Annotated in this window: 23 protein-coding genes; 9 read left to right on the forward strand and 14 right to left on the reverse strand. The window is 70.7% G+C overall.

Going from position 1 to position 20,542, the window contains the following annotated elements; all coding sequences use genetic code 11:
• The first annotated feature begins 28 nt into the window (after window positions 1-28).
• Window positions 29-1,549 carry a DEAD/DEAH box helicase gene (locus ABCU91_RS10695; RefSeq protein ID WP_413353658.1) on the forward strand — a complete coding sequence of 507 codons (1,521 nt, stop codon included), beginning with the start codon at window positions 29-31 and terminating at the stop codon, window positions 1,547-1,549.
• Window positions 1,550-1,563: 14 nt separating this feature from the next.
• On the opposite strand, the gene ABCU91_RS10700 is transcribed toward ABCU91_RS10695, so the two are convergent.
• A complete protein-coding gene (locus tag ABCU91_RS10700; protein ID WP_413353659.1) occupies window positions 1,564-2,439 on the reverse strand; it encodes a PHP domain-containing protein in 876 nt (291 codons plus the stop codon).
• A 56-nt stretch (window positions 2,440-2,495) separates the two neighbouring features.
• On the opposite strand from ABCU91_RS10700, the gene ABCU91_RS10705 reads away from it, so the two are divergent.
• From ABCU91_RS10705 to ABCU91_RS10715, 3 genes are read left to right on the forward strand one after another with little or no spacing between them, the layout of a single operon-like run.
• The gene (locus tag ABCU91_RS10705) at window positions 2,496-3,509 is read left to right on the forward strand and encodes an endonuclease/exonuclease/phosphatase family protein (RefSeq protein ID WP_413353660.1); all 1,014 of its coding nucleotides are present in this window, start codon (window positions 2,496-2,498) and stop codon (window positions 3,507-3,509) included.
• A gap of 31 nt (window positions 3,510-3,540) precedes the next feature.
• Entirely contained in the window at window positions 3,541-4,953 is a 1,413-nt protein-coding gene (locus tag ABCU91_RS10710; protein WP_413353661.1) for an aminopeptidase P family protein, read from the forward strand.
• A gap of 10 nt (window positions 4,954-4,963) precedes the next feature.
• The gene (locus ABCU91_RS10715; protein ID WP_413353662.1) at window positions 4,964-6,742 is read left to right on the forward strand and encodes a gamma-glutamyltransferase family protein; all 1,779 of its coding nucleotides are present in this window, start codon (window positions 4,964-4,966) and stop codon (window positions 6,740-6,742) included.
• On the opposite strand, the gene ABCU91_RS10720 is transcribed toward ABCU91_RS10715, so the two are convergent.
• Both ABCU91_RS10720 and ABCU91_RS10725 read right to left on the reverse strand, forming a co-directional pair.
• Entirely contained in the window at window positions 6,724-7,395 is a 672-nt protein-coding gene (locus tag ABCU91_RS10720) for an alpha/beta family hydrolase (RefSeq protein ID WP_413353663.1), read from the reverse strand. The genes ABCU91_RS10715 and ABCU91_RS10720 overlap by 19 nt on opposite strands.
• Window positions 7,392-8,102, reverse strand: coding sequence for a general stress protein (locus ABCU91_RS10725; RefSeq protein ID WP_307470266.1), 711 nt, complete (start codon window positions 8,100-8,102; stop codon window positions 7,392-7,394). Before ABCU91_RS10725 ends, ABCU91_RS10720 begins: the two co-directional genes overlap by 4 nt.
• A gap of 72 nt (window positions 8,103-8,174) precedes the next feature.
• Here ABCU91_RS10725 and ABCU91_RS10730 point away from each other — a divergent pair, with 72 nt between their 5' ends.
• Genes ABCU91_RS10730 through ABCU91_RS10740 form a run of 3 tightly spaced genes read left to right on the forward strand, consistent with a single transcriptional unit; the run spans window position 8,175 to window position 11,103 of the window.
• Complete coding sequence (locus ABCU91_RS10730) at window positions 8,175-9,437, forward strand: magnesium transporter MgtE N-terminal domain-containing protein (RefSeq protein ID WP_091354415.1); 1,263 nt, start codon at window positions 8,175-8,177, stop codon at window positions 9,435-9,437.
• Window positions 9,437-9,973 carry a DUF1003 domain-containing protein gene (locus ABCU91_RS10735; RefSeq protein ID WP_091354419.1) on the forward strand — a complete coding sequence of 179 codons (537 nt, stop codon included), beginning with the start codon at window positions 9,437-9,439 and terminating at the stop codon, window positions 9,971-9,973. Before ABCU91_RS10730 ends, ABCU91_RS10735 begins: the two co-directional genes overlap by 1 nt.
• Complete coding sequence (locus ABCU91_RS10740) at window positions 9,970-11,103, forward strand: Mrp/NBP35 family ATP-binding protein (protein WP_406924039.1); 1,134 nt, start codon at window positions 9,970-9,972, stop codon at window positions 11,101-11,103. Before ABCU91_RS10735 ends, ABCU91_RS10740 begins: the two co-directional genes overlap by 4 nt.
• 19 nt (window positions 11,104-11,122) lie before the next feature.
• On the opposite strand, the gene ABCU91_RS10745 is transcribed toward ABCU91_RS10740, so the two are convergent.
• The gene (locus ABCU91_RS10745) at window positions 11,123-11,509 is read right to left on the reverse strand and encodes a Sec-independent protein translocase TatB (RefSeq protein ID WP_413353664.1); all 387 of its coding nucleotides are present in this window, start codon (window positions 11,507-11,509) and stop codon (window positions 11,123-11,125) included.
• Window positions 11,510-11,583: 74 nt separating this feature from the next.
• On the opposite strand from ABCU91_RS10745, the gene ABCU91_RS10750 reads away from it, so the two are divergent.
• Window positions 11,584-12,222: an O-methyltransferase gene (locus ABCU91_RS10750; protein ID WP_406924037.1), complete on the forward strand. Its 639-nt coding sequence runs from the start codon at window positions 11,584-11,586 to the stop codon at window positions 12,220-12,222.
• A 65-nt stretch (window positions 12,223-12,287) separates the two neighbouring features.
• Here the strand turns inward: ABCU91_RS10750 and ABCU91_RS10755 are convergent, their stop codons facing one another.
• From ABCU91_RS10755 to dapE, 3 genes are all read right to left on the reverse strand, one after another.
• Window positions 12,288-12,461, reverse strand: coding sequence for a DUF3117 domain-containing protein (locus ABCU91_RS10755; protein WP_064506455.1), 174 nt, complete (start codon window positions 12,459-12,461; stop codon window positions 12,288-12,290).
• A 93-nt stretch (window positions 12,462-12,554) separates the two neighbouring features.
• A complete protein-coding gene (locus tag ABCU91_RS10760) occupies window positions 12,555-13,754 on the reverse strand; it encodes a hypothetical protein (protein ID WP_413353665.1) in 1,200 nt (399 codons plus the stop codon).
• A complete protein-coding gene (dapE, locus tag ABCU91_RS10765) occupies window positions 13,736-14,812 on the reverse strand; it encodes a succinyl-diaminopimelate desuccinylase (RefSeq protein WP_413353666.1) in 1,077 nt (358 codons plus the stop codon). The genes ABCU91_RS10760 and dapE overlap by 19 nt, the downstream gene beginning before the upstream one ends.
• 37 nt (window positions 14,813-14,849) lie before the next feature.
• On the opposite strand from dapE, the gene dapD reads away from it, so the two are divergent.
• Window positions 14,850-15,794: a 2,3,4,5-tetrahydropyridine-2,6-dicarboxylate N-succinyltransferase gene (gene dapD, locus ABCU91_RS10770; RefSeq protein WP_413353667.1), complete on the forward strand. Its 945-nt coding sequence runs from the start codon at window positions 14,850-14,852 to the stop codon at window positions 15,792-15,794.
• Window positions 15,795-15,799: 5 nt separating this feature from the next.
• Here dapD and ABCU91_RS10775 read toward each other — a convergent pair whose 3' ends face one another.
• The 7 genes from ABCU91_RS10775 to ABCU91_RS10805 form a co-directional block, all read right to left on the reverse strand.
• The gene (locus tag ABCU91_RS10775; protein ID WP_413353668.1) at window positions 15,800-16,231 is read right to left on the reverse strand and encodes an SHOCT domain-containing protein; all 432 of its coding nucleotides are present in this window, start codon (window positions 16,229-16,231) and stop codon (window positions 15,800-15,802) included.
• Between the two features lie 28 nt (window positions 16,232-16,259).
• Window positions 16,260-17,531, reverse strand: a complete 1,272-nt coding sequence (locus ABCU91_RS10780) for a citrate synthase (protein ID WP_406924562.1) — start codon at window positions 17,529-17,531, stop codon at window positions 16,260-16,262.
• Between the two features lie 124 nt (window positions 17,532-17,655).
• Window positions 17,656-18,768: a succinyldiaminopimelate transaminase gene (gene dapC / locus ABCU91_RS10785; RefSeq protein WP_413353669.1), complete on the reverse strand. Its 1,113-nt coding sequence runs from the start codon at window positions 18,766-18,768 to the stop codon at window positions 17,656-17,658.
• A 7-nt stretch (window positions 18,769-18,775) separates the two neighbouring features.
• Window positions 18,776-19,096: a ferredoxin gene (fdxA, locus tag ABCU91_RS10790; protein ID WP_018188277.1), complete on the reverse strand. Its 321-nt coding sequence runs from the start codon at window positions 19,094-19,096 to the stop codon at window positions 18,776-18,778.
• Window positions 19,097-19,105: 9 nt separating this feature from the next.
• Window positions 19,106-19,498 carry a histidinol dehydrogenase gene (locus ABCU91_RS10795; protein ID WP_406924031.1) on the reverse strand — a complete coding sequence of 131 codons (393 nt, stop codon included), beginning with the start codon at window positions 19,496-19,498 and terminating at the stop codon, window positions 19,106-19,108.
• A 26-nt stretch (window positions 19,499-19,524) separates the two neighbouring features.
• Window positions 19,525-19,839 carry an AzlD domain-containing protein gene (locus tag ABCU91_RS10800; RefSeq protein ID WP_133400195.1) on the reverse strand — a complete coding sequence of 105 codons (315 nt, stop codon included), beginning with the start codon at window positions 19,837-19,839 and terminating at the stop codon, window positions 19,525-19,527.
• Entirely contained in the window at window positions 19,836-20,540 is a 705-nt protein-coding gene (locus ABCU91_RS10805) for an AzlC family ABC transporter permease (protein WP_413353670.1), read from the reverse strand. Before ABCU91_RS10805 ends, ABCU91_RS10800 begins: the two co-directional genes overlap by 4 nt.
• Window positions 20,541-20,542: the final 2 nt, after the last annotated feature.

Below are 20,542 nucleotides of genomic sequence, written 5' to 3' on the forward strand. Positions count from 1 at the left end.
TCTCACCGCCAGACAGGCACGGAAAAGCATGACCACGTTCGCAGAGCTCGGCGTCGATCAGGACATCGTCGACACCCTCGCCGCCAAGGGGATCGTCGACACGTTCCCGATCCAGGAGCAGACCATCCCCCTCGGCCTGCCCGGCCAGGACATCATCGGCCAGGCGAAGACCGGTACCGGCAAGACCTTCGGCTTCGGCATCCCCGTCGTCCAGCGCCTCGGCCTGAACCCCGAGCCCGGCGTCAAGGCCCTCATCGTCGTCCCGACGCGAGAGCTCGCCGTTCAGGTCTACGAGGACATGGACATGCTGACCTCGGGGCGCGCCACGAGCGTCGTCGCCATCTACGGCGGGAAGGCCTACGAAGGACAGATCGACCAGCTGAAGGCCGGCGCGCAGATCGTCGTCGGCACGCCGGGCCGACTCATCGACCTCAACAACCAGCGCCTGCTCGACCTGTCGCACGCGACCGAGGTCGTCCTCGACGAGGCCGACAAGATGCTCGACCTCGGGTTCCTCCCCGACATCGAGAAGATCTTCCAGAAGGTCGCGCCCGTCCGCCACACGATGCTCTACTCGGCCACCATGCCGGGCCCGATCGTCGCGCTCGCGCGCCGGTTCATGTCGAACCCCATCCACATCCGGGCGAGCGACCCCGACGAGGGCCTCACGCAGGCCAACATCAAGCACGTCGTCTACCGCGCGCACTCACTCGACAAGGACGAGGTCATCGCGCGCATCCTGCAGGCCGAGGGCCGGGGCAAGACCGTCATCTTCACGCGTACCAAGCGCGCCGCGCAGCGACTCGTCGACGAGCTCGGCGACCGCGGCTTCAGCGCCGGCGCCGTGCACGGCGACATGAGCCAGGAAGCGCGCGAGCGTTCGATGGCCGCCTTCAAGGCGGGCAAGCGCGACGTGCTCATCGCGACCGACGTCGCCGCCCGCGGCATCGACGTCGACGACGTGACCCACGTCATCAACCACACGATCCCCGACGACGAGCAGACCTACCTGCACCGCGCCGGCCGCACCGGCCGCGCCGGCAAGACCGGCATCGCGGTGACGTTCGTCGACTGGGACGACCTGCACAAGTGGGCCCTCATCAACCGCGCTCTCGACTTCGGTCAGCCCGAACCGCTCGAGACGTATTCGTCGAGCCCGCACCTGTTCGAGGACCTCGACATCCCGGTCGGCACCAAGGGTCGGATCGCGACGGCACCGAAGGCCGCACCCGCGCGCACCAACTCGGCACCCGCACGTGCGGCCGACGCCGCCGCGGAACAGTCGACGGATGCCGGTACCCGCCGTCGCCGTCGTCGCCGCACCGGCGGCGCGGACGCGAAGGTCGGTTCGACGTTCACCGCGGACGGCGAGTCGTCGGCAGCCGACGCCGCACCCGCCGCATCCGACGGCGCCGAGCGCACCGTCGACGGCGCGGGTACCCACGACGGTGCCGGCAAGGAGCACCATGACGGCAAGCCCGCTCCCGCACGTCGCCGTCGTCGCCGTCGCGGCGGGTCGGGCTCCGGCGCGCCGGTCGCCGGCGCCTGAGCGCGGGCGCCCTGCTAGGGCGTGACGAGCGAACTCCCCGTCCCGAGGGAGACGATCCGCGCGATCGCTTCCTCGGACGTGGTGTTCTCCCCCGGCACGTTCGGCTTACCGCGTCCGTGGTAGTCGCTCGACCCGGTGGCGATCAGGCCCCGTTCGGCGACCAGCCGGTGGAGCTCGCTCAGCGCGGGCTCCACGTTCTCACGGTGGCCGAGTTCGAATCCGGCGAGGCCCGCGTCGAGCATGCCCCGGACGATCCGACTGGGCAGCAGTCCGGCGCGGCCCGCCGGATGCGCGATGACGGGCACGCCTCCGGCCCCCGCGACGGCGGCGACGGCGGTCACGGGATCAGGGGCGTACAGCGCGACGTAGTACTCGCTCGCGGGTGACAGGATGCCGCCGAACGCCTCGCCCCGATCGCGGACGTGTCCGCGCGCGACGAGTGCGTCCGCGATGTGCGGCCGCCCCACGGTCGCTCCGTCGGCGGTCTGCTCCTCGATGTCCTCCCACGTGAGGTCGTAGTCGCGGCCGATGCGGTCGGCCATGGTACGGGCGCGCGTGAGGCGCGAGGCGCGGATGCGATCGGTCAATGCGCGCAGACCCGCATCCTCGGGATCGATCAGGTAGGCGAGCACATGGACGCTCCGCCACTCATGGCGCGCCGACAGCTCCATGCCCGGGAGGAAGGACATCCCGAGCGAGACGGCCGCGTCTGCGGCTTCGGCCCACCCCGACGTCGTGTCGTGGTCCGTGAGAGCGGCGGTGCGGATGCCGTGGCGGTGCGCGGCCGCCATGACCGCGGCGGGAGGCTCGGTCCCATCCGAGTGGTCCGAATGCAGGTGCAGATCGCCCGGCCCGAGGGGGGCAGATGGAGCGTGCGACCCGGCGGACATGCTCACGAGCGTAGCGCGCGCAGAAACTCCCCAGCCTCCCCGCTTAGTGTCGTGGTGTGCTGCGACTGACGGGGATCCTCTTCACGATCGCCGCCGCCATCGGTGCCGCGATCCTCACGTGGCCGCAGTTCTTCCGACTCGAGCAGAGCTTCCCGATCGCCCAGCTCGTCTCGCTCCGCCCCATCGTCGCCGTGGGCTTCGCCGTCGTCGCCCTGCTCGGCCTCCTCGTCTGCCTCGGCCGCCGCACCCGCGGTTTCGGCGCGGGGATCGCGATGATCGGGATCCTCGCCTGTGCGGCGAATGTCGGCATCCTCGCCTTCCGCGGTGTCGGGACGCCGGAGCTCCCGGAACCCACCGCCGACAGCATCCGCGTGATGACATGGAACACCGCAGGGGCGGCGACCGACGTCGACGCGATCGTGCAGACGGCCATCGCGATGGACGTCGACGTCGTCGCACTCCCCGAGACGACGGAGGAGACGGGCAAGGCGATCGCGGTCGCGATGCGCGAACGTGGAAACCCGATGTGGGTCCACGAGGAGAACTACCAGGGGTGGGATGCCACTTACACGACGCTCCTCATCTCCCCCGAGCTCGGCGACTACGCCGTCGTGACGTCCGACTCCTCCGGAACGCGCAACACGTCGGTCGTCCCCAGCGTCGTGGCGATGCCCGTCAACGGGAACGGACCGACGATCGTCGCCGTGCACGCCGTCGCGCCGAGGCCGAACGACATGGACCACTGGCGCAGCGACCTCCGGTGGGTCGCGGATCAGTGCGCGAGCCCTGATGTGATCCTCGCCGGCGACTTCAACGCCACGGTCGACCATATGAGCCGCTTCGGCACCGGCGGCGGAACCCTCGGTCGATGCCATGACGCGGCATCGGTCACGGGGAACGGTGCCGTCGGCACGTGGGACACCGACTGGCCCGCTCTGCTGGGCGCTCCCATCGACCACGTCATGGCGACGGATGCCTGGCGCGCGACGGGGTCGGTCGTCGTGACCTCGCTCGACGGGTCGGGCAGCGACCACCGTCCGGTCATCGTGCAGTTGGAGCCGGTGGGCTGACGTCCCAGGCGGTCGGTGCGAGACTGGGACGATGACCACCGACGAGCGCGACACCATCGCAACGGAGACCCCTGAGACCCCGACTGCAGCGACCACCAATCGCAAGCAGCCCTTCCCCGCCGGCTTCCTCGACTCGATCTCGACGGGCTGGGCCGAACGCCCCGCGTCGCGCCCCTCGGAGCGCGCCGAGGCGCCCTACGCCGCCGCACGCCGAGCAACCCTCTCGGCCGCCTTCCCGGGTTCGCGCCTGGTCATCCCCGCCGGCTCGTTCAAGCAGCGGTCGAACGACACCGACTACCCGTTCCGCGCGCACTCGGCGTTCTCGCACCTCACCGGGTGGGGCGCGGATGCGGTCCCCGACTCCGTCCTCGTCTTCGACCCGACTGACAGCGGGCACGAGGTCACGCTGCACCTCCGCGAGCGCGCCGATCGGACGACGACCGAGTTCTACGCGGATGCCGCGATCGGCGAGTTCTGGATCGGGCCGCGTCCGTCCCTCGACGAGGTGGCGGCCGAGCTCGGCATCGCGACCGCGCACGTCGATGCGTTCCGGGAGTCAGATCGCGACAGGACGGTCGAGGTCGACGACGAGCTGACCCGTTTCGTGTCCGAGATGCGTCTCGTGAAGGATCCGTACGAGATCGCGCAGATGCGTCTGGCCGTCGAGGCGACGGGACGCGGGTTCGACGACATCGTCGCCGAACTCCCCCGCATCATCGACACGCCGCGCGGCGAGCGGGCGATCGAAGGGGTGTTCCACCTCCGCGCACGCACCGACGGCAACGGCGAGGGCTACGACACGATCGCCGCGTCGGGACCGCACGCCTGCTACCTGCATTGGACGCGCAACGACGGCGCGGTCGTCCCGGGCGACCTCGTCCTGATCGACGCGGGCGTCGAGGTCGACAGTCTCTACACGGCCGACATCACGCGCACCCTTCCCGTGTCGGGCACGTTCTCCGCCGTCCAGCGGCGGATCTACGAGACGGTCCGCGAAGCGGCCGATGCGGCCTTCGCCGCCGCACGCCCGGGCGTGAAGTTCCGCACGATCCACGAAGCCGCGATGGAAGTCATCGCGGCACGGACGGCCGAGTGGGGCCTTCTCCCCGTGACCGCCGAGGAGGCGCTCGACGCGGACCGCGGCGGACAGCACCGTCGCTACATGGTCCATGGCACGAGCCACCACCTCGGCATCGACGTCCACGATTGCGCGCAGGCGCGTCGCGAGATGTACTACGACGGCGAACTGCAGCCCGGCATGGTCTTCACGATCGAGCCGGGGCTCTACTTCCAGATCGACGACCTGACGGTCCCCGAGGAGTACCGCGGCATCGGCGTACGCATCGAGGACGACATCCTCATGACGGAGGACGGTCCGGTCAACCTGTCGGCCGACATCCCCCGCACCGCCGATGAGATCGAGGCCTGGATCGCCCGCGCCTGAGGTCGCGGCGATGACGATGTCGGGGTACACGCCGCCGCCCGCTTTCACGACGCGCCCTCAACTGACGGGGACGTTCGGGATGGCGGCATCCACCCATGCCACGGCGACCGCCGCCGCGCAGGCCGTCCTCGAGCGCGGCGGCAACGCGTTCGACGCGGCCTGCGCCGGCGGATTCGTGCTGCACATCGTCGAACCGCACCTGAACGGTCCCGGCGGCGACCTCGTGGGGCTGTTCCAGCCGGCGGATGCCGCGACGCCGACAGTCCTCATGGGCCAGGGCGCGGCACCCGCCGGGGCGACGATCGAGCATGTCGTCGGACAAGGTCTCGATCTCGTCCCCGGCGCCGGCGGATTGGCCGCGGCGATCCCCGCCGCCGTCGATGCCTGGCTGCTCCTGCTCCGCGACCACGGCACATGGTCCGTCGCCGACGTCCTCTCGTTCGCGATCGCGTACGCCGAAGAGGGGCATCCGCTCCTCCCGTCCGCTGCGGCGACGATCGGCCGCGTCGCCGACCTGTTCCGAGACCACTGGCCGTCCTCGGCGGACCTGTGGTTGCTCGGAGGCGACGTCCCTGCGGCGGGTGCCCTGCACCGTAACCCCGCCTACGCCGGTGTCCTGCGCCGCCTCGCCGATGCCGGCGACCCCGTCGACGAGCGCGCCGCGCGGATCGACGCGGCGCGCACGGAGTGGCGGCGGCTTCTCACCGACGCCTGCGCGTTCCTCGCCCGCCCTCACCGGCATTCCAGCGGCACCGATCACGCGGGCGTCCTCGCCCCCGCCGACCTCGTCGACGCGCCGGCGCGGTACGAGGCTCCGCTGTCCGTGGGCTTCCGCGGCCGGACGGTCTTCAAAGCGGATGCCTGGTCGCAGGGCCCCGCTCTTCTCGAGGCCCTGCGCATCCTCGAGCCGCTCCCGGACGTGCAGCTCGATCCTTCGACCGCCGACGGCGCACACACGCTCATCGAGGTTCTGAAGCTCGTCCTCGCCGACCGTGATGCCTACTTCGGAGAGGGTGCGGATGCTGCTCCTCTCCTGGCCGACGCCGTCGTCGCGGCGCGGCGGGCCGAGATCGGCGACCGCGCCTCGTCGCAGTGGCGCCCCGCCGAGCTTCCCGGCATGCCCCCCTGGCGGCCTCCGCTGCGCCGGGAGGGCGCGGCCGCGGCCGGTACCGGCGAGCCCACCGTGGCGCGTACAGGCGAGACGCGCGGGGATACGTGCCACATCGACGTCGTCGACCGATGGGGCAACATCGTCTCGGTCACTCCGTCAGGAGGCTGGCTGCAGTCCTCCCCCACGGTCCCCTCGCTCGGGTTCTGTCTCGGTACACGCCTGCAGATGTGCTGGCTCGACGAGCATGCGCCCGCGGCCCTTCGCCCCGGGCACCGTCCGCGGACCACGCTGTCGCCGACGCTCGTCCACGACGGTGACACGAGTATCGCGCTCGGGACCCCCGGCGGGGACCAGCAGGACCAGTGGCAGCTGCCGATGCTGCTGCGCATGTTCGTCGGCGGGTACACGGCGCAGCAGGCGATTGACGCTCCCACGCTGCACACGACGGCGATGGTGGATTCGTTCTGGCCGCGGACGTGGGATCCGACCGGGGTCGCCGCCGAGGACCGTCTGGGCGACCGCGTCCTCGACGGGTTGGTCGAGCGGGGTCACCGCGTCACGCGGGCCGGGGACTGGTCTCTCGGCCGGCTGTCGGCGGTCGGCGTCGACCGGGGCACCGGCATCCTGTGGGGCGCGGCCAACCCGCGCGGCGTGCAGGGCTACGCGACGGGACGCTGAAGCCGCGCTGAGAGCCACGGGACGGCGGTCCGTGCGGTGGCCGCACCGACCTCGTGTGCGGGCAGTTTCTTCCCGGCGACCTCGAACGAGTGTCCCCCGCCCTCGAACCATTCGATGTCGGCGACCTGGCAGGACGCGACGGCGGCCTCGAGATCGGCGAGCGGCTGCAGGAACGGATCTTTCGTGCCCGCGAGGAACAGCTGCGGTGCGGACACCGACGGCAGATGCGCCGCGCGCGCGTTCTCCGGGCGCCCGGGAGGGTGCAGCGGATAGCCGAGGTAGACGAGTGCGTCGGGAGTGATCCGCCCCTCCGCGGCCCCCATCGACGCCATCCGCCCGCCGTAGGACTTGCCTGCTGCCGCGAAGGGGATGCCGGGCCGCAGCCCTCGGCAGTAGGTCTCGACAGCCGACCAGGTCTCGATCGCGTGCGCGGCGGGACCCGGCATCCGTCGCCCGGCGTGCCGATAGGGGAAGTCGAAGCGGACCGTGGTGAAGCCCGCTGCGCTCCACGCGTGCGCGACGCCCTCGAGGAAGGGATGCTCGTGGCCCGCACCCGCGCCGTGAGCGAGGGCGATCACGGCGATCGGATCGGTGGCCTCATCGATCCAGGCGTCGAGCTCGACCCGGCCCGAGGGCAGGGAGACCGGGATCATCGCTGCGGGTCGGGACCTGCGGGGTTCGCGCCCTCCTGCGGAGGCAGCGCGGGCGGCGCCGGTGCCGGATCGACCCGCTCGCCGTACCGCGGCGGCTCCGCCGGATCGACGCGCTCGCCCGCGACGGGCGCCGGGGCCGGATCGACGCGTTCGCCCGCCTGCGGCACCGGCGCGCCGGGATCGACCCGCTCGCCGTACCGCGGCGGCTCGGAGGGATCGGCGGGCCGCGCCGGCGGTGACGACGGAGCGGCGGGCGCGCCGAGCAGCTGCTTCGCACGGCCGATGCTGCGCGGCAGCACGGTGACGTCGTAGTGGTCGGCGATCACCTGGGTCACCGAGGTGAAGTCGCGCCGACGCCGGAGGATCGAGTAGCTGATGATGCTCAGCAGCATGCCGAGGGCGATACCGACGAGCATGACGCCGACGAAGAGCTGCAGGACGGCTCCCGGGCTTCCGAGCACGAAGATCGCCGCGAACAGGAGCCCGAGCAGGACGCCGTTGATGGCGCCCGAACGCGCCGCTGTGGCGTAGCCGAGACGACCGGTCACGCGCTCGACCGAGCGCAGACCGCGCCCGACGATCGCGATGTCCTGCGCGGGGACGTCGGCCGCGATCAGGGTCGAGACGGCCTTCTGCGCCGCCTCGTACGCCGTGTACTCGGCGACCGTCGCGCCGTGTTCCTTGGGGGCTCCGCCCATCATGCTCATGCGCTCAGTCTCGCACGGTGGTCTTTGCGTGGGCGCAGGAACCGCGAGGGATCCGCCGACTACGCTGGTCGGGTGAGTACGCAGCGGGTCTTCGTCGCGCGCCTGACCGGGTGCGCCGTCTTCGACCCGTCGGGAGACCGCCTCGGGCGGGTCCGCGACGTGGTCGTGATCTACCGCAAGGACGACCCCCCGCGAGTGGTCGGCCTGGTGGTCGAGATCCCCGGCAGACGCAATGTCTTCCTCTCCATCGGACGGGTCACCTCGATCGCGAGCGGCCAGGTCATCACGACGGGACTCATCAACGTTCGCCGCTTCGAGCAGCGCGGCGGCGAGGTCCGGGTCATGACCGAGCTCATCGGCCGGAACGTGCACCTGAGCGACGGGTCGGGTCGGGCCGTCATCGAGGACGTCGCCATCGAACGCGACCGTCTCGGCGAGTGGCACGTCGGTCAGCTGTTCCTGCGCCGACCCAAGACGAGCGCGTCGCCGTTCGCGAAAGGACCGACCACGTTCGCGCAGTGGGACGACGTCCGCGAGGAGCAGGTCGCCGGCCAGACGCAGTCCGCCGAGCTCCTGGTCGCCTCCTACTCCGAGCTGAAGCCCGCCGACCTCGCCAACACGCTCCTCGACCTGCCCGAGGAGCGGCTGCTCGAGGTCGCGGAAGAGCTTCCCGACGACCGCCTCGCCGACGCACTCGAGGAGATGCCCGAGGACGACCAGGTGCACATCCTCGAAGCCCTGGGCGACGAGCGCGCCGCCGATGTCCTCGACGCGATGGAGCCGGACGACGCCGCCGACGTGCTCGGTCAGCTGTCCGACGCGCGCGCCGGCCAGCTGCTCGATCTCATGGAGCCCGAAGAGGCCGAGGACGTCCGCGCCCTCCTCGTGCATGGCCCCGACACAGCCGGCGGTCTCATGACGAGCGAGCCGATCGTCCTGTCCGCCGATGCGACGGTCGCCGAGGCGCTCGCCCTCATCCGTCGTCATGAGCTGCACCCGGCCCTCGCGGCCGCCGTGTTCGTGACGCTCCCGCCCTACGAGACCCCGACCGGACGCCTGCTCGGCGTGGTCCACTTCCAGCGGATGCTGCGCTACCCGCCCCACGAGCGCCTCGGCGCGATCATCGACGACACGGTGGAGCCCGTGACGACCGCGGCCAGCGCCGCCGAGGTGGCGCGCCTGCTGGCGAGCTACAACCTCGTCTCGCTCCCTGTCGTCGACCAGGCCCGCCACCTCGTCGGCACGGTCACGGTCGACGACGTCATCGACTACCTCCTGCCCGACGACTGGCGCTCGCAGGATGCGCCGCGCGACGTCCCGGAGGCGCAGCGATGATGGCGCGGGCCCCGAAGTCGGGATTCGAGGCTCCCCGCGGCCGTCGGGCGAGCGTCCTCACCCGCGCGCCGCAGCCCTCCCGTGACCGCTTCGGTCGATTCACGGAGTGGATCGCTCGGGCCATGGGGACACCCGCGTTCCTGCTCATCCTCACGCTGTTCTGCGTCGCGTGGATCGTGTGGAACACCGCCGCACCCGACCAGCTCCGCTTCGACGACGCCGCACTGGGCTTCACGGCCCTCACGCTCATGCTGTCGCTCCAGGCCTCGTACGCCGCCCCCCTCATCCTGCTCGCGCAGAACCGTCAGGACGACCGCGACCGCGTGCAGATCGAGCAGGACCGCCAGCGCGCCGAACGGAACCTCGCCGACACCGAGTACCTCGCCCGCGAGGTCGTGGCCCTCCGTATGGCCCTCACCGACATGCAGAACGAGGTGGTGAGCCGCGACGTCCTTCGCCAGGAGCTCAAGACGCTCTTGGACCGCCTCGACGAGCGCGACGCCGACCGCCGCGGCGACGCCTCTCCGACCTCGTGAGCGCCGTCGCCGCAGAGGACGTCCGCCGGGCGGTGGCCGCGGTCATCGACCCGGAGCTGCGCCGCCCGATCGGCGAGCTCGACATGGTCCGGGACGTCGTCGTGGACGGTGCCGTCGCTCACGTGGGCATCGCGCTGACCATCGTCGGGTGTCCCGCCGCTGATCGCATCGAGAAGGACGTCCGGGATGCCGCGGCATCCGTCGCGGGCGTGAGCGGCGTCGCCGTGGAGGTCGGCGTCATGACGCCCGCGGAGCGTTCGGCCCTCGTCGAGCGCATCCGCGGCACCAAGCGGATGGCGTTCACCGCCGACTCCCTGACCCGGGTCATCGCGGTCACGAGTGGCAAGGGCGGCGTGGGGAAGTCCACCGTGACCGCGAACCTCGCCGTCGCCCTCGCCGCTCGCGGACTCGCGGTGGGCCTCATCGACGCCGACGTCCATGGGTTCTCGATCCCGGGGCTCCTCGGTCTCGCGGACGCGGACGGTCGTCCGCCCCAGCCGACGCGGCTCGACGACCTCATGCTGCCGCCCGTCGCCCACGGCGTGAAGACGATCTCCATTGGCATGTTCCTCCCGCCGGACGCCTCCCCCGCCGTCGCGTGGCGCGGACCGATGCTCCACCGCACGGTGCAGCAGTTCCTCACGGACGTGCACTTCGGCGACCTCGACGTGCTGCTCATCGACATGCCCCCCGGTACCGGCGACGTCGCGATCTCGGTGGGACAGCTGCTGCCCCACGCCGAGGTGCTCGTGGTGACGACGCCGCAGGCCGCCGCAGCCGAGGTCGCCGTCCGTAGCGGCGTCGTCGCCCGTCAGACCGGTCAGTCGATCCTCGGCGTCATCGAGAACATGGCGGCGTTCACTCTGCCCGACGGCTCCGTCGTCGACCTCTTCGGCGAGGGCGGCGGTGCAGCCGTCGCGGCGGCGCTCGCCACAGACGACGTCGTCGTCCCCCTTCTCGGATCGGTCCCCCTCAGCCCCGCGCTCCGCCGCGGCGGAGATGCGGGGGTCCCCGTGGTGGTGGGCGCACCGGACGACCTTGCGGCCCGCGCGATCTCCGGGATCGCCGACGCCATCACGTCGACGCGGCGCTCGCTCGCGGGGCGGTCGCTGCCGGTGTCGCGCACCTGACGGAAACGGATGCCTCGGCTCAGGTCGCCTCGGAGTCGAACGGCACCGTGGACGGCGCCTCCGACACGGCATCCGTCTCCGCGACGCCGGCGAGCGGCTCGGCGACCGCGACGGCAGCGGTGGGCGAGGCCGACACCGGCTTCACCGGGGCATCGTCGATGAGGGCCTCGCGGATGATCCGACGCGGGTCGTACTGACGGGGATCGAGCTTGCGCCATTCGATCTCGTCGAAGTCGTCACCCATCTCCTCTTTGACGCGCGTCCGTGCACCGTCGAGCCATTCGCGGACCCGGCGCGTGAGGCGCGCCAGCGACGCGGCGTAGCCGGGCAGACGCTCGGGCCCGAGCAGGAGGGCGGCGATCAACCCAATGAGGAGGATCTTCTCCAGATCGAGCCCGAATGACATGGTTCCCAGGTTACCCGTGCGCCTGGGGGTTCAGCGGTGATCACGCCCCTAGGCTGAGCGTGGAGGTTCACGACATGGGAGATCACGAGGCGGTACGCCGGTTCGCTGCTGAGGCGACGGTCGAGACCGATGCCATCGCACGGGCGCGCGCCCACGCCCTCGAGATCGGCGCGAATCCGATCAGTCCCGAGGTGGGCGCGCAGTGCGCGGTCATCGCCGCGACCAGCCGGGCGCTGAACATCGTCGAGATCGGGACCGGCGGTGGCGTCTCGGGTCTGTGGCTGCTGCACGGATCGCCGCGCGCGACGCTCACCACCATCGACAAGGAGCCCGAGCACCTCGCGGTGGCGCGGAAGGCGTTCACCGATGCCCGCGTCCCGCCTGCTCGCGTGCGCTTCATCACCGGCCGTGCCGCCGACGTCCTCCCTCGCATGAACGAGGCGTCGTACGACATCGTCCTCATCGACGCCGACCCCGAGGGTGTCATCGAGTACGTGGAGCACGGCTTGCGTCTCGCGCGCGCCGGAGGCACCGTCCTCGTGCCTCGCGTCCTCGCCGGCGGGGCGGTCGCCGACCCGGTCAAGCGCGGACCGATCGAGAGCGCGTATCGATCGCTGATCCAGGAGACCCAGGCCTCGCCCGCGGTCCTCGGTGCGCTCTCCATCGTCGGCGAGGGTCTGCTCCAGCTGACCACCGTCGCCGACTCGAACTGATCCGCCGTCGGAACATGACGAAAAAGGCCGGCCCCGAGGGGCCGGCCTTTCGCATCGAACCGGGGTCAGGCGGCGCCGACGACCCCGCTGAGAACGCTGTGGAGTTCTTTCGCTTCGTCATCGTTCACCGAGACGACAAGTCGACCGCCCCCCTCGAGCGGAACACGCACGATGATGAGACGGCCCTCCTTGACGGCCTCCATAGGTCCGTCTCCGGTGCGCGGCTTCATGGCTGCCATTGTGGGGCTCCCTTTCGTCTTCGGCCTACCCCATTAGTCTACCTAATGGGGTGAACGCCTTCGGCGCGCGCACCTCTCAGCGGACGCTTATCGTCACGGAATCCGGAAGAACGTGTCCCCGAGGGCGAGCATCTCGTGGATCCAGAGCCACTGAGCACCGAGGCAGAGCACGAGAACGCCGATCCGCCACCAGCGCGCCCGCGGCACCGCGACGGCCGCCGCGACGGGAGTCAGCGGGAGGAGCAGTCGGAACACGCTCGACTGCGGGAAGAACACCGCCAGCAGGTAGACCAGATAGCTGGCCCCCCACAGCCGGATCTCGGGCCCGAGCCTGCGGACCTGCGGTGACCGGAGGAGGAGCGCCCCGGCGCCTGCCACGAGCAGAACGAGGACGACGGGCCCCCACAGTGCGGGGATGCCCCAGATGCCGAACCAGATCCCGGCTGCCTGGACGAATCCCGCGAAGGGAAGGAAATGCTCGTCCGACCCCACCCAGCTCCGGCGCCAGGCGAGCTCGGTGTCGAGGTAGGCAGAGGGATCCCCCGTCACGACACCGGCGATGACCTGCCAGGAGAAGCCGACGATGGTGGCCAGCGCCCCCAGCGCGATGATGTGGACGACGTGCGACGTCGGCAGCGGGTCGCGCCTGCGCCGGAACCACCGGTGTATGCCGTACAGACCGAGGAGCAGCGCGAAAGCCAGCACACCGGGCCGCGTGAAGCCCATCACGACGATGAGCGGATAGATCCACCCGAACCGCCGGCGCACGAGCGCCCAGAGGGCGAGGAACAGCCACAGCAGCAGGAGCGACTCCGCGTACCCCATCTGGAACACGGCGGCGAGCGGCCCGTTGGCGAAGAACACCACCGTCCACAGGGCCGCCGTGTCACCGATGCGATCGCGGAGCAGGAGGAACAGGACGACGGATGCCGCGTACCCCGCGACGACGGCCAGCGCGATGGCGCCGGCGGGGTAGCCGCCGAGGACCGTCCCGAGAGCACGTGCCAGCCACGGGTACAGCGGCATGAACGCCCAGGCGTTCTCGGTGACCTGACCGGTGTCCGACACCGGGAGCTGGGTCGGGTAGCCGCGATCGGCGATGACCCAGTACCACTGGGAGTCCCATCCCATCGCGAGCGACTGGATCGTGGCATCCGGTCCGAATCGCGAGGTCGGGCCCGACAGCTCCGCGGCGATCCAGAAGAAGAGGGTGGTGACCAGACGCGCCGAGACGTAGACCGCGGCGACCGTGCCGGCGACGGAGGCTGCGGTCCTCAGTCGCCGATCAGCCATGCCCGCAGACCCCGCTCGACGTCCTCGATCTGCGAGAGCGGAACCCGCTCCTCGTCGTGGTGGGCGAGGGACGGGTCACCGGGGCCGTAGTTGACGGCGGGCACACCCATCGCCGAGAACCGGGCGACGTCGGTCCAGCCGTATTTCGGCTTCGGCACCGCCCCGACGGCGGCGACGAACTCCTGTGCGAGGGGCGCGTCGAGCCCCGGACGGGCGCCCTCGGAGAGATCGACGATCTCGACCTCGAATCCGGCGAAGACGTCGCGCACGTGCGCGGCGGCGGCCGCGGCATCCTTGCTCGGGGCGAAGCGGTAGTTGACGTCGACCTCGCACGCGTCGGGGATGACGTTGCCCGCGATCCCGCCACGGATGGCGACGGCGTTGAGTCCCTCGCGGTAGAGGAGCCCGTCGACCTCGATCTCGCGGGGCCGGTACTCGGCGAGCCGGCTGAGGACGGGCGCGGCCTTGTGGATCGCGTTCTCGCCGATCCAGGCACGCGCGCTGTGCGCGCGGACGCCGGAGGTGCGCACGACAGCGCGGAGCGTGCCGTTGCAGCCGCCCTCGACCTCGCCGTTCGAGGGTTCGCCGAGGATCGCGAAGTCCGCCTCGAAGAGGTCGGGACGGGATGCCGCGAGCCGGTTGAGCCCGTTGAGATCGGCCGCGACCTCCTCGTGGTCGTACCACATCCAGGTGATGTCGACTCGGGGGTCGGTGAGTTCCGCGGCGAGCTTCAGCTGCACCGCGACGCCCGCCTTCATGTCGACCGTGCCGCGTCCCCACAGGAACGCCTCGCCGTCCACGTCGATGTCCCGGGTCGGGACGTTCGCGTTGATCGGCACGGTGTCGATGTGCCCGGCGATCGCGACGCGCTGCGCGCGCCCGAGCGAGGTGCGAGCGACGATCGTGTCGCCGTCGCGGTGCACCTCGAGGTGCGGCAGCGCCGAGACGGCCTCGAAGATCGCGTCGGCGAGGACGGTCTCATCGTCGGACACGCTGGGGATGTCGCAGATGGTGCGCGTCAGATCGACGGCGCTGGAGCGGAGGTCGAGCCGGGGCATGACGTCGAGTCTAACGAGGGGCCGATAGCCTGGAATCATGAGTGACGCGCGGTGGGTATGGGGTATCGGTCTGGCGACGACGAGCGAGAACGGCACGGTGCTCGACACCTGGTACCCGGCTCCCGCCTCGGGCCGAGCCCCCTCCCACGCCGACACGAGTGAGCTCGCCGCCTTCGCCGGCTCGGACGAGCGCCGCGGCGTCACCGTCGATGTCGTCATCGTCGAGATCGACCTCGATGCTGCCCCCGCCGGCACATCCGATGCCTACCTGCGTCTCCACGCCCTCTCCCACCTGCTGGTCGCCCCGAACGAGCTGAACCTCAGCGGCGTCTTCGGGCACCTTCCGAACGTCGCGTGGACGAGCGCGGGCCCCGTCCACCCCGATGACCTCACGCGTCTGCGTCCGGGGCTGCAGCGCGCCGGGATCCAGGTCAGCGGTCTCGACAAGTTCCCCCGGCTCACCGACTACGTCGTTCCGGCGGGAGTCCGAATCGCGGATGCCTCCCGCGTGCGCCTGGGCGCGCACCTCGCACCCGGCACGACGGTGATGCACGAGGGCTTCGTGAACTTCAACGCCGGCACCCTCGGCGCCTCGATGGTGGAGGGCCGGATCTCTCAGGGCGTCGTCGTCGGCGACGGCAGCGACATCGGCGGGGGCGCCTCCATCATGGGGACGCTGTCCGGAGGCGGTGACCACCGCGTCTCGATCGGCCGGCGCACGCTGCTCGGCGCGAACGCCGGCATCGGGATCTCCCTCGGCGACGACTGCATCGTCGAAGCGGGCCTCTACGTGACCGCGGGTACCAAGATCGTCCTGGCCGGCGAACCCGCGCGCCATGACGGCACGCGTCCCACGGCGAAGGGCGCAGAGCTCTCGGGCCAGGACGGCATCCTGTTCCGCCGGAACTCGCTCACCGGCGCTGTCGAGGCGGTGCGCCGCGACGGCGTCGGCGTCACGTTGAACGCCGACCTGCACGCCTGAGGGATTCAGCCCCGCAACACCGCCGCACGCGCGTCGCGGTGCTCTTCCTCGCTGATGACGCCGCGGGAGCGCAGGTCATCGAGCTCGGCGAGACGCATCTCGATCGTCGGCGCGGGCCGGGGTTCGGGTGTGGGCGCCGCCGGCGAGAGCGCGTTGCTCCGGAGGACCTTCGCGGCGATCGCCGCATCCACCGTGAACGGATCGACGCCGGCATCCTTCAGAATCCGGTGCTTGCGTATTGCGACGACGAATCCGAACACGGCGACGCCGAGGATCACGACGACCACGAGCCCGAACACTGCACCGAACGCGTCTCCGGCCGCACCCATGTCCGGCCCGGGCATCCCGGGATCGAAGAACCCGCCGTCCCCGTCGTCAGGCACCGGCATCACCGGCGCGAAACGGACTGCATCGACGACTCCCCCATGGACCATCATGGGCTCACCCTAGCGGGCGAGGCGCGGATCAGCGGGAGGTCGGGTAGTCCCGCTCGCCGGCCCCGGTGTACAGCTGCTGGGGGCGGCCGATCTTGGTCTGCGGGTCGTTCTGCATCTCGCGCCAGTGGGCGAGCCAGCCCGGCAGGCGTCCGATCGCGAACAGCGGGGTGAACATCCGCGTGGGGAAGCCCATCGCCTTGTAGATGACGCCCGTGTAGAAGTCGACGTTCGGGTAGAGGCGACGCTCCTTGAAGTAGTCGTCGCTGAGCGCGATCTCTTCGAGTTCGTTCGCGAGGGCGAGCAGCGGGTCCTCGACACCGAGCTCCCGGAGCACCTCGTCTGCGGACTCCTTCACGAGCTTCGCGCGCGGGTCGTAGTTCTTATAGACGCGGTGCCCGAAGCCCATGAGCTTGACACCGTCCTCCTTGTTCTTGACCCGCTCGACGAAGCGCTGCACGCTCTCTCCGGAATCGCGGATGCGGCCCAGCATGTCGAGGACGGCTTCGTTCGCGCCGCCGTGAAGCGGCCCGTAGAGGGCGTTGATCCCGGCGGAGATCGATGAGAACTGATTCGCTCCGGTCGATCCGACGAGGCGCACCGTCGACGTCGAGGCGTTCTGCTCGTGATCCGCGTGCAGGATCAGCAGCCGCTCGAGAGCGCGCGACATGACCGGGTTGATCTCGTACGGCTCGGCGTTGTTGCCGAAGTTCAGCTTGAGGAAGTTGTCCACGAAGCTCAACGAGTTGTCGGGGTACAGGAAAGCGTGCCCGATGCTCTTCTTGTGCGCGTACGCCGCGATGACCGGGAGCTTCGCGAGCATGCGGATCGTGTTGAGCTCGACGTGCTCGGGGTTGTGCGGATCGCTCTGCCCCTCGTAGTACGTCGAGAGGGCGGCGGTGGCCGCCGACAGCACCGACATGGGGTGCGCAGTGTGCGGGAGCGCCGAGAAGAAGTGCTTGAGGTCCTCGTGCAGCAGCGTGTGGCGACGGATCTTCTCGTCCCACCCGGCGAGCTCGTCGGCCGTGGGAAGCTCACCGTAGAGCAGGAGCCAGGCGACCTCGAGGTACGTGCTGTGCTGCGCGAGCTGCTCGATCGGGTATCCGCGATAGCGCAGGATGCCCTGATCGCCGTCGATGTAGGTGATCGAAGACTTCGTCGATGCCGTGTTCACGAAGCCGTAGTCCAGCGACGTGTGGCCGGTCTGCTTCGTGAAAGAAGAGAAGTCGACGCTCGGGATGCCTTCGGTACCGGCGACGAGCGGAAGCTCTGCGGTCTTGTCACCGATGGTCACAGTGGCCATCTGGGGGGTGTCCGCGTTGGTCACGAAGCCTCCTTGCGGTCGTCGGGGCGGTTTTTACAGCCTAATGGGGTGTGAGCGCGTCTCCGAACGGCGCCAACGGATCGAGCGATCCGTGTGAGGAAACCTACGACGTGGATGCCGTCAGTCGTGCGGCGGCTACCGCGATCCGATCGTCGGTCGCCGTCAGAGAGAAGCGGATGTGCTCGGGGAAGTGAGCGCCGTAGAAGTGTCCGGGGCCAGCCAGGATCCCGAGCTCGGCGAGCCTGCCGAGTGACGTCCACGCGTCCTCCCCCGCCGTTGCCCAGAGATACAGCCCGCCCTCGCTCCGATCGACTCGGAACCTCGCGGCTTCGACGGCCGGCTTGAGGACGGCACGACGGGCGCGGTAGAGCTCCTTCTGGTGATCCACGTGGGCATCGTCCCCGAGAGCCGCGATCATCGCGGCCTGCACCGGACCGGGGACCATGAGCCCCAGGTGCTTCCGCGCGGTGACGAGGCTCGCGACGATCGCAGGATCGCCGGCGAGGAAAGCGGCACGGTAACCGGCGAGGTTCGACTGCTTGCTCAGCGAGTAGACCGACAGCAGGCCCGACAGGTCGCCGTCGGTGACGCGGGGATCGAGGATGCTGGGGACCGCGGCATCCGCCCACGGACCTTCCCAACCCAACTCGGCGTAGCACTCGTCCGAGGCCAGCACGGCACCGAGCTCCCGCGCCCGGGCTGCCGCGCGACGGAGCTCGTCGACGGCGAGGACACGGCCGTCGGGATTCCCGGGGGTGTTCAGCCACACCAGACGCGTCGATTCCGGCCACTCGCGTGGATCGTCCGACGCGAGTGCGGTCGCACCGACGAGGCGCGCCCCCACCTCGTAGGACGGGTACGCGGCGCGAGGGTGAACGACGGTGCCGCCCGCTCCGACGCCCAGGAGAAGCGGCAGCAGGGCCACGAGCTCCTTCGAGCCCACCGTCGGGATGACGTGCGCCGGAGTCAATCCTGGAACGCCGCGCCGGCGGGCGTACCAGCCGGCGATGGCCTCGCGCAGGGCGGGCGTGCCGACCGTCTGCGGATAAGAGTGGGCGTCGGTCGCGCTTCGCAGCGCGTCGGCGACGACCGCCGGGGTCGGGTCGACCGGCGAGCCGATCGAGAGGTCGACGATGCCGTCGGGATGCTGCCGGGCGCGCTCCGCGTACGGGGCCACGGCGTCCCACGGGTAATCGGCGAGATCGTGGACGCTCATCGACGGATCAGTGCGCCTGCGGCGGCAGCCCGGCGATGACGGGGTGATCCTTGGCGATGACGCCGACCTTGGCGGCACCACCCGGCGAACCGAGGTCCTCGAAGAACTCGACGTTCGCCGTGTAGTAGTCCTGCCACTCGGCGGGGAGGTCGTCTTCGTAGTAGATGGCCTCGACGGGGCACACCGGTTCGCAGGCGCCGCAGTCGACGCACTCATCGGGGTGGATGTAGAGAGAGCGTTCGCCTTCGTAGATGCAGTCGACGGGGCATTCGTCGATGCAGGCTCGGTCCTTCACATCCACGCACGGGAGAGCGATCACATACGTCACAGGACGAGTCTAGTTCGTGGATCGGAGGCGGGATGCCGTCGGCCACGCGACGACGAGCGCAGCGGCCAGCGGGACCAGGAACGTCCAGATGAGACCGGGGGTGACCGCCGCACCCTCCGGCGGCGCGGGGACCACTACCGAACCGCCCGGCCCCTCGTTGGCGAAGACGAGCGTCGCGAGCATGGCACCGATGCCGCAGGCGAGGGCGGACGTGCGCTCGCCCGTGAGGGTGCGTACGGCGATGAGCAGGGCGATGAAGCCGATGGATGCGACCAGAAGGCCCACCGGGATGACTCCCCAGACGGCGGCCTGCCCGATCGTCCCCGCCGCGCCGTAGACGACGCCGATGACGGCGGCGAGCACCCAGGTGGCGATGCGGGCGAGGAGGGCGTTCACCCGCACAGTCTAGGCGCGGGACCTGAGTGCTCTCAGGCCGCGAGGCCCGAGAGCCGCAGGAGCGCAGCGACGACCGCCGCGGCCAGCACCACCACCAGAAAGGGCGCCCGCAGCGCCAGGAGGCCCCCGGCGACGACGACGGCCGGCACTCGGGCGTCCACAACGATCGCCTGGCCGACGCCCAGGGTCTGGACGACGACGAGAGCGGAGAGGAGGGCGACCGTGAGGAGGTCGATCGTCCGCGACGGCCGAGGCGCCTCGAACCAGGCGGGTGGAACGAGGTAGCCGGCGGTCTTCAGCGCCACGCAGACGATGGAGGCCAGGAGAACGGAATGCCAGAGCGTCACGCGGCGGCTCCAGGCGAGGAGGTGCGCGACGCGAACCAGTTGGTCCACCCCACCACTATTGCGACCAGCGCGGCGACGAGGACCGGCACTCCCGGCATGAGCGCGGGGGTGAGAACCACGGCGACCACGGCGGCGGCGACCCCCACCGCGATCGCCTGACGACGACGCAGGCGCGGCCAGAGCAGGGCGAGGAAGGCGGCGGCGGCCGCGGCATCCAATCCGTACGCCTTCACGTCGCCGAGCACGTCGCCCAGCAGGGCACCCGCCAGGGTCGTCACGTTCCAGCCGAGGTAGATGCCGATGCCCGTCACCCAGAAGCCGACGCGGCGAGCCGCGGCATCCGGCTGCGCGAGCGCGACGGCCGTCGATTCGTCGATCGTGAAGTGGGATGCCGCGGCACGACGCCAGAAGCCCTCGCCGATGACCGGGGACATCCGCAGCCCGTACGCGACGTTGCGGATGCCGAGGAGCCCCGCTGATGCGATCGCCGCGCCCGGCAGTCCGCCTCCCCCGATGACACCGACGAACGCGAACTGCGATCCGCCGGTGAACATCAGGAGGCTGAGGACGCACGTCTGCCAGACGTCGAGGCCCGACGTCACCGCGAGTGCGCCGAACGAGATGCCGTAGGCACTCGTCGCGAGCACGACCCCGAGGGAGTCACGCCAGGCCCGACGAGTCGGAGGCTGCTCCCCCGTCACCG

The organism is Microbacterium phoenicis, from assembly GCF_047302325.1.
Classification (GTDB): domain Bacteria; phylum Actinomycetota; class Actinomycetes; order Actinomycetales; family Microbacteriaceae; genus Microbacterium.

What these genes read in the sequence shown, in the direction of transcription:
- ABCU91_RS10695 (WP_413353658.1), top strand. Translation starts at nt 29, where the DNA reads ATGACCACGTTCGCAGAGCTCGGCGTCGATCAGGACATCGTCGACACC.
- ABCU91_RS10700 (WP_413353659.1), bottom strand. Translation starts at nt 2,439, where the DNA reads ATGTCCGCCGGGTCGCACGCTCCATCTGCCCCCCTCGGGCCGGGCGAT.
- ABCU91_RS10710 (WP_413353661.1), top strand. Translation starts at nt 3,541, where the DNA reads ATGACCACCGACGAGCGCGACACCATCGCAACGGAGACCCCTGAGACC.
- ABCU91_RS10715 (WP_413353662.1), top strand. Translation starts at nt 4,964, where the DNA reads ATGACGATGTCGGGGTACACGCCGCCGCCCGCTTTCACGACGCGCCCT.
- ABCU91_RS10720 (WP_413353663.1), bottom strand. Translation starts at nt 7,395, where the DNA reads ATGATCCCGGTCTCCCTGCCCTCGGGCCGGGTCGAGCTCGACGCCTGG.
- ABCU91_RS10725 (WP_307470266.1), bottom strand. Translation starts at nt 8,102, where the DNA reads ATGAGCATGATGGGCGGAGCCCCCAAGGAACACGGCGCGACGGTCGCC.
- ABCU91_RS10735 (WP_091354419.1), top strand. Translation starts at nt 9,437, where the DNA reads ATGGCGCGGGCCCCGAAGTCGGGATTCGAGGCTCCCCGCGGCCGTCGG.
- ABCU91_RS10745 (WP_413353664.1), bottom strand. Translation starts at nt 11,509, where the DNA reads ATGTCATTCGGGCTCGATCTGGAGAAGATCCTCCTCATTGGGTTGATC.
- ABCU91_RS10750 (WP_406924037.1), top strand. Translation starts at nt 11,584, where the DNA reads ATGGGAGATCACGAGGCGGTACGCCGGTTCGCTGCTGAGGCGACGGTC.
- ABCU91_RS10755 (WP_064506455.1), bottom strand. Translation starts at nt 12,461, where the DNA reads ATGGCAGCCATGAAGCCGCGCACCGGAGACGGACCTATGGAGGCCGTC.
- ABCU91_RS10760 (WP_413353665.1), bottom strand. Translation starts at nt 13,754, where the DNA reads ATGGCTGATCGGCGACTGAGGACCGCAGCCTCCGTCGCCGGCACGGTC.
- dapE (WP_413353666.1), bottom strand. Translation starts at nt 14,812, where the DNA reads ATGCCCCGGCTCGACCTCCGCTCCAGCGCCGTCGATCTGACGCGCACC.
- dapD (WP_413353667.1), top strand. Translation starts at nt 14,850, where the DNA reads ATGAGTGACGCGCGGTGGGTATGGGGTATCGGTCTGGCGACGACGAGC.
- ABCU91_RS10775 (WP_413353668.1), bottom strand. Translation starts at nt 16,231, where the DNA reads ATGATGGTCCATGGGGGAGTCGTCGATGCAGTCCGTTTCGCGCCGGTG.
- ABCU91_RS10780 (WP_406924562.1), bottom strand. Translation starts at nt 17,531, where the DNA reads ATGGCCACTGTGACCATCGGTGACAAGACCGCAGAGCTTCCGCTCGTC.
- dapC (WP_413353669.1), bottom strand. Translation starts at nt 18,768, where the DNA reads ATGAGCGTCCACGATCTCGCCGATTACCCGTGGGACGCCGTGGCCCCG.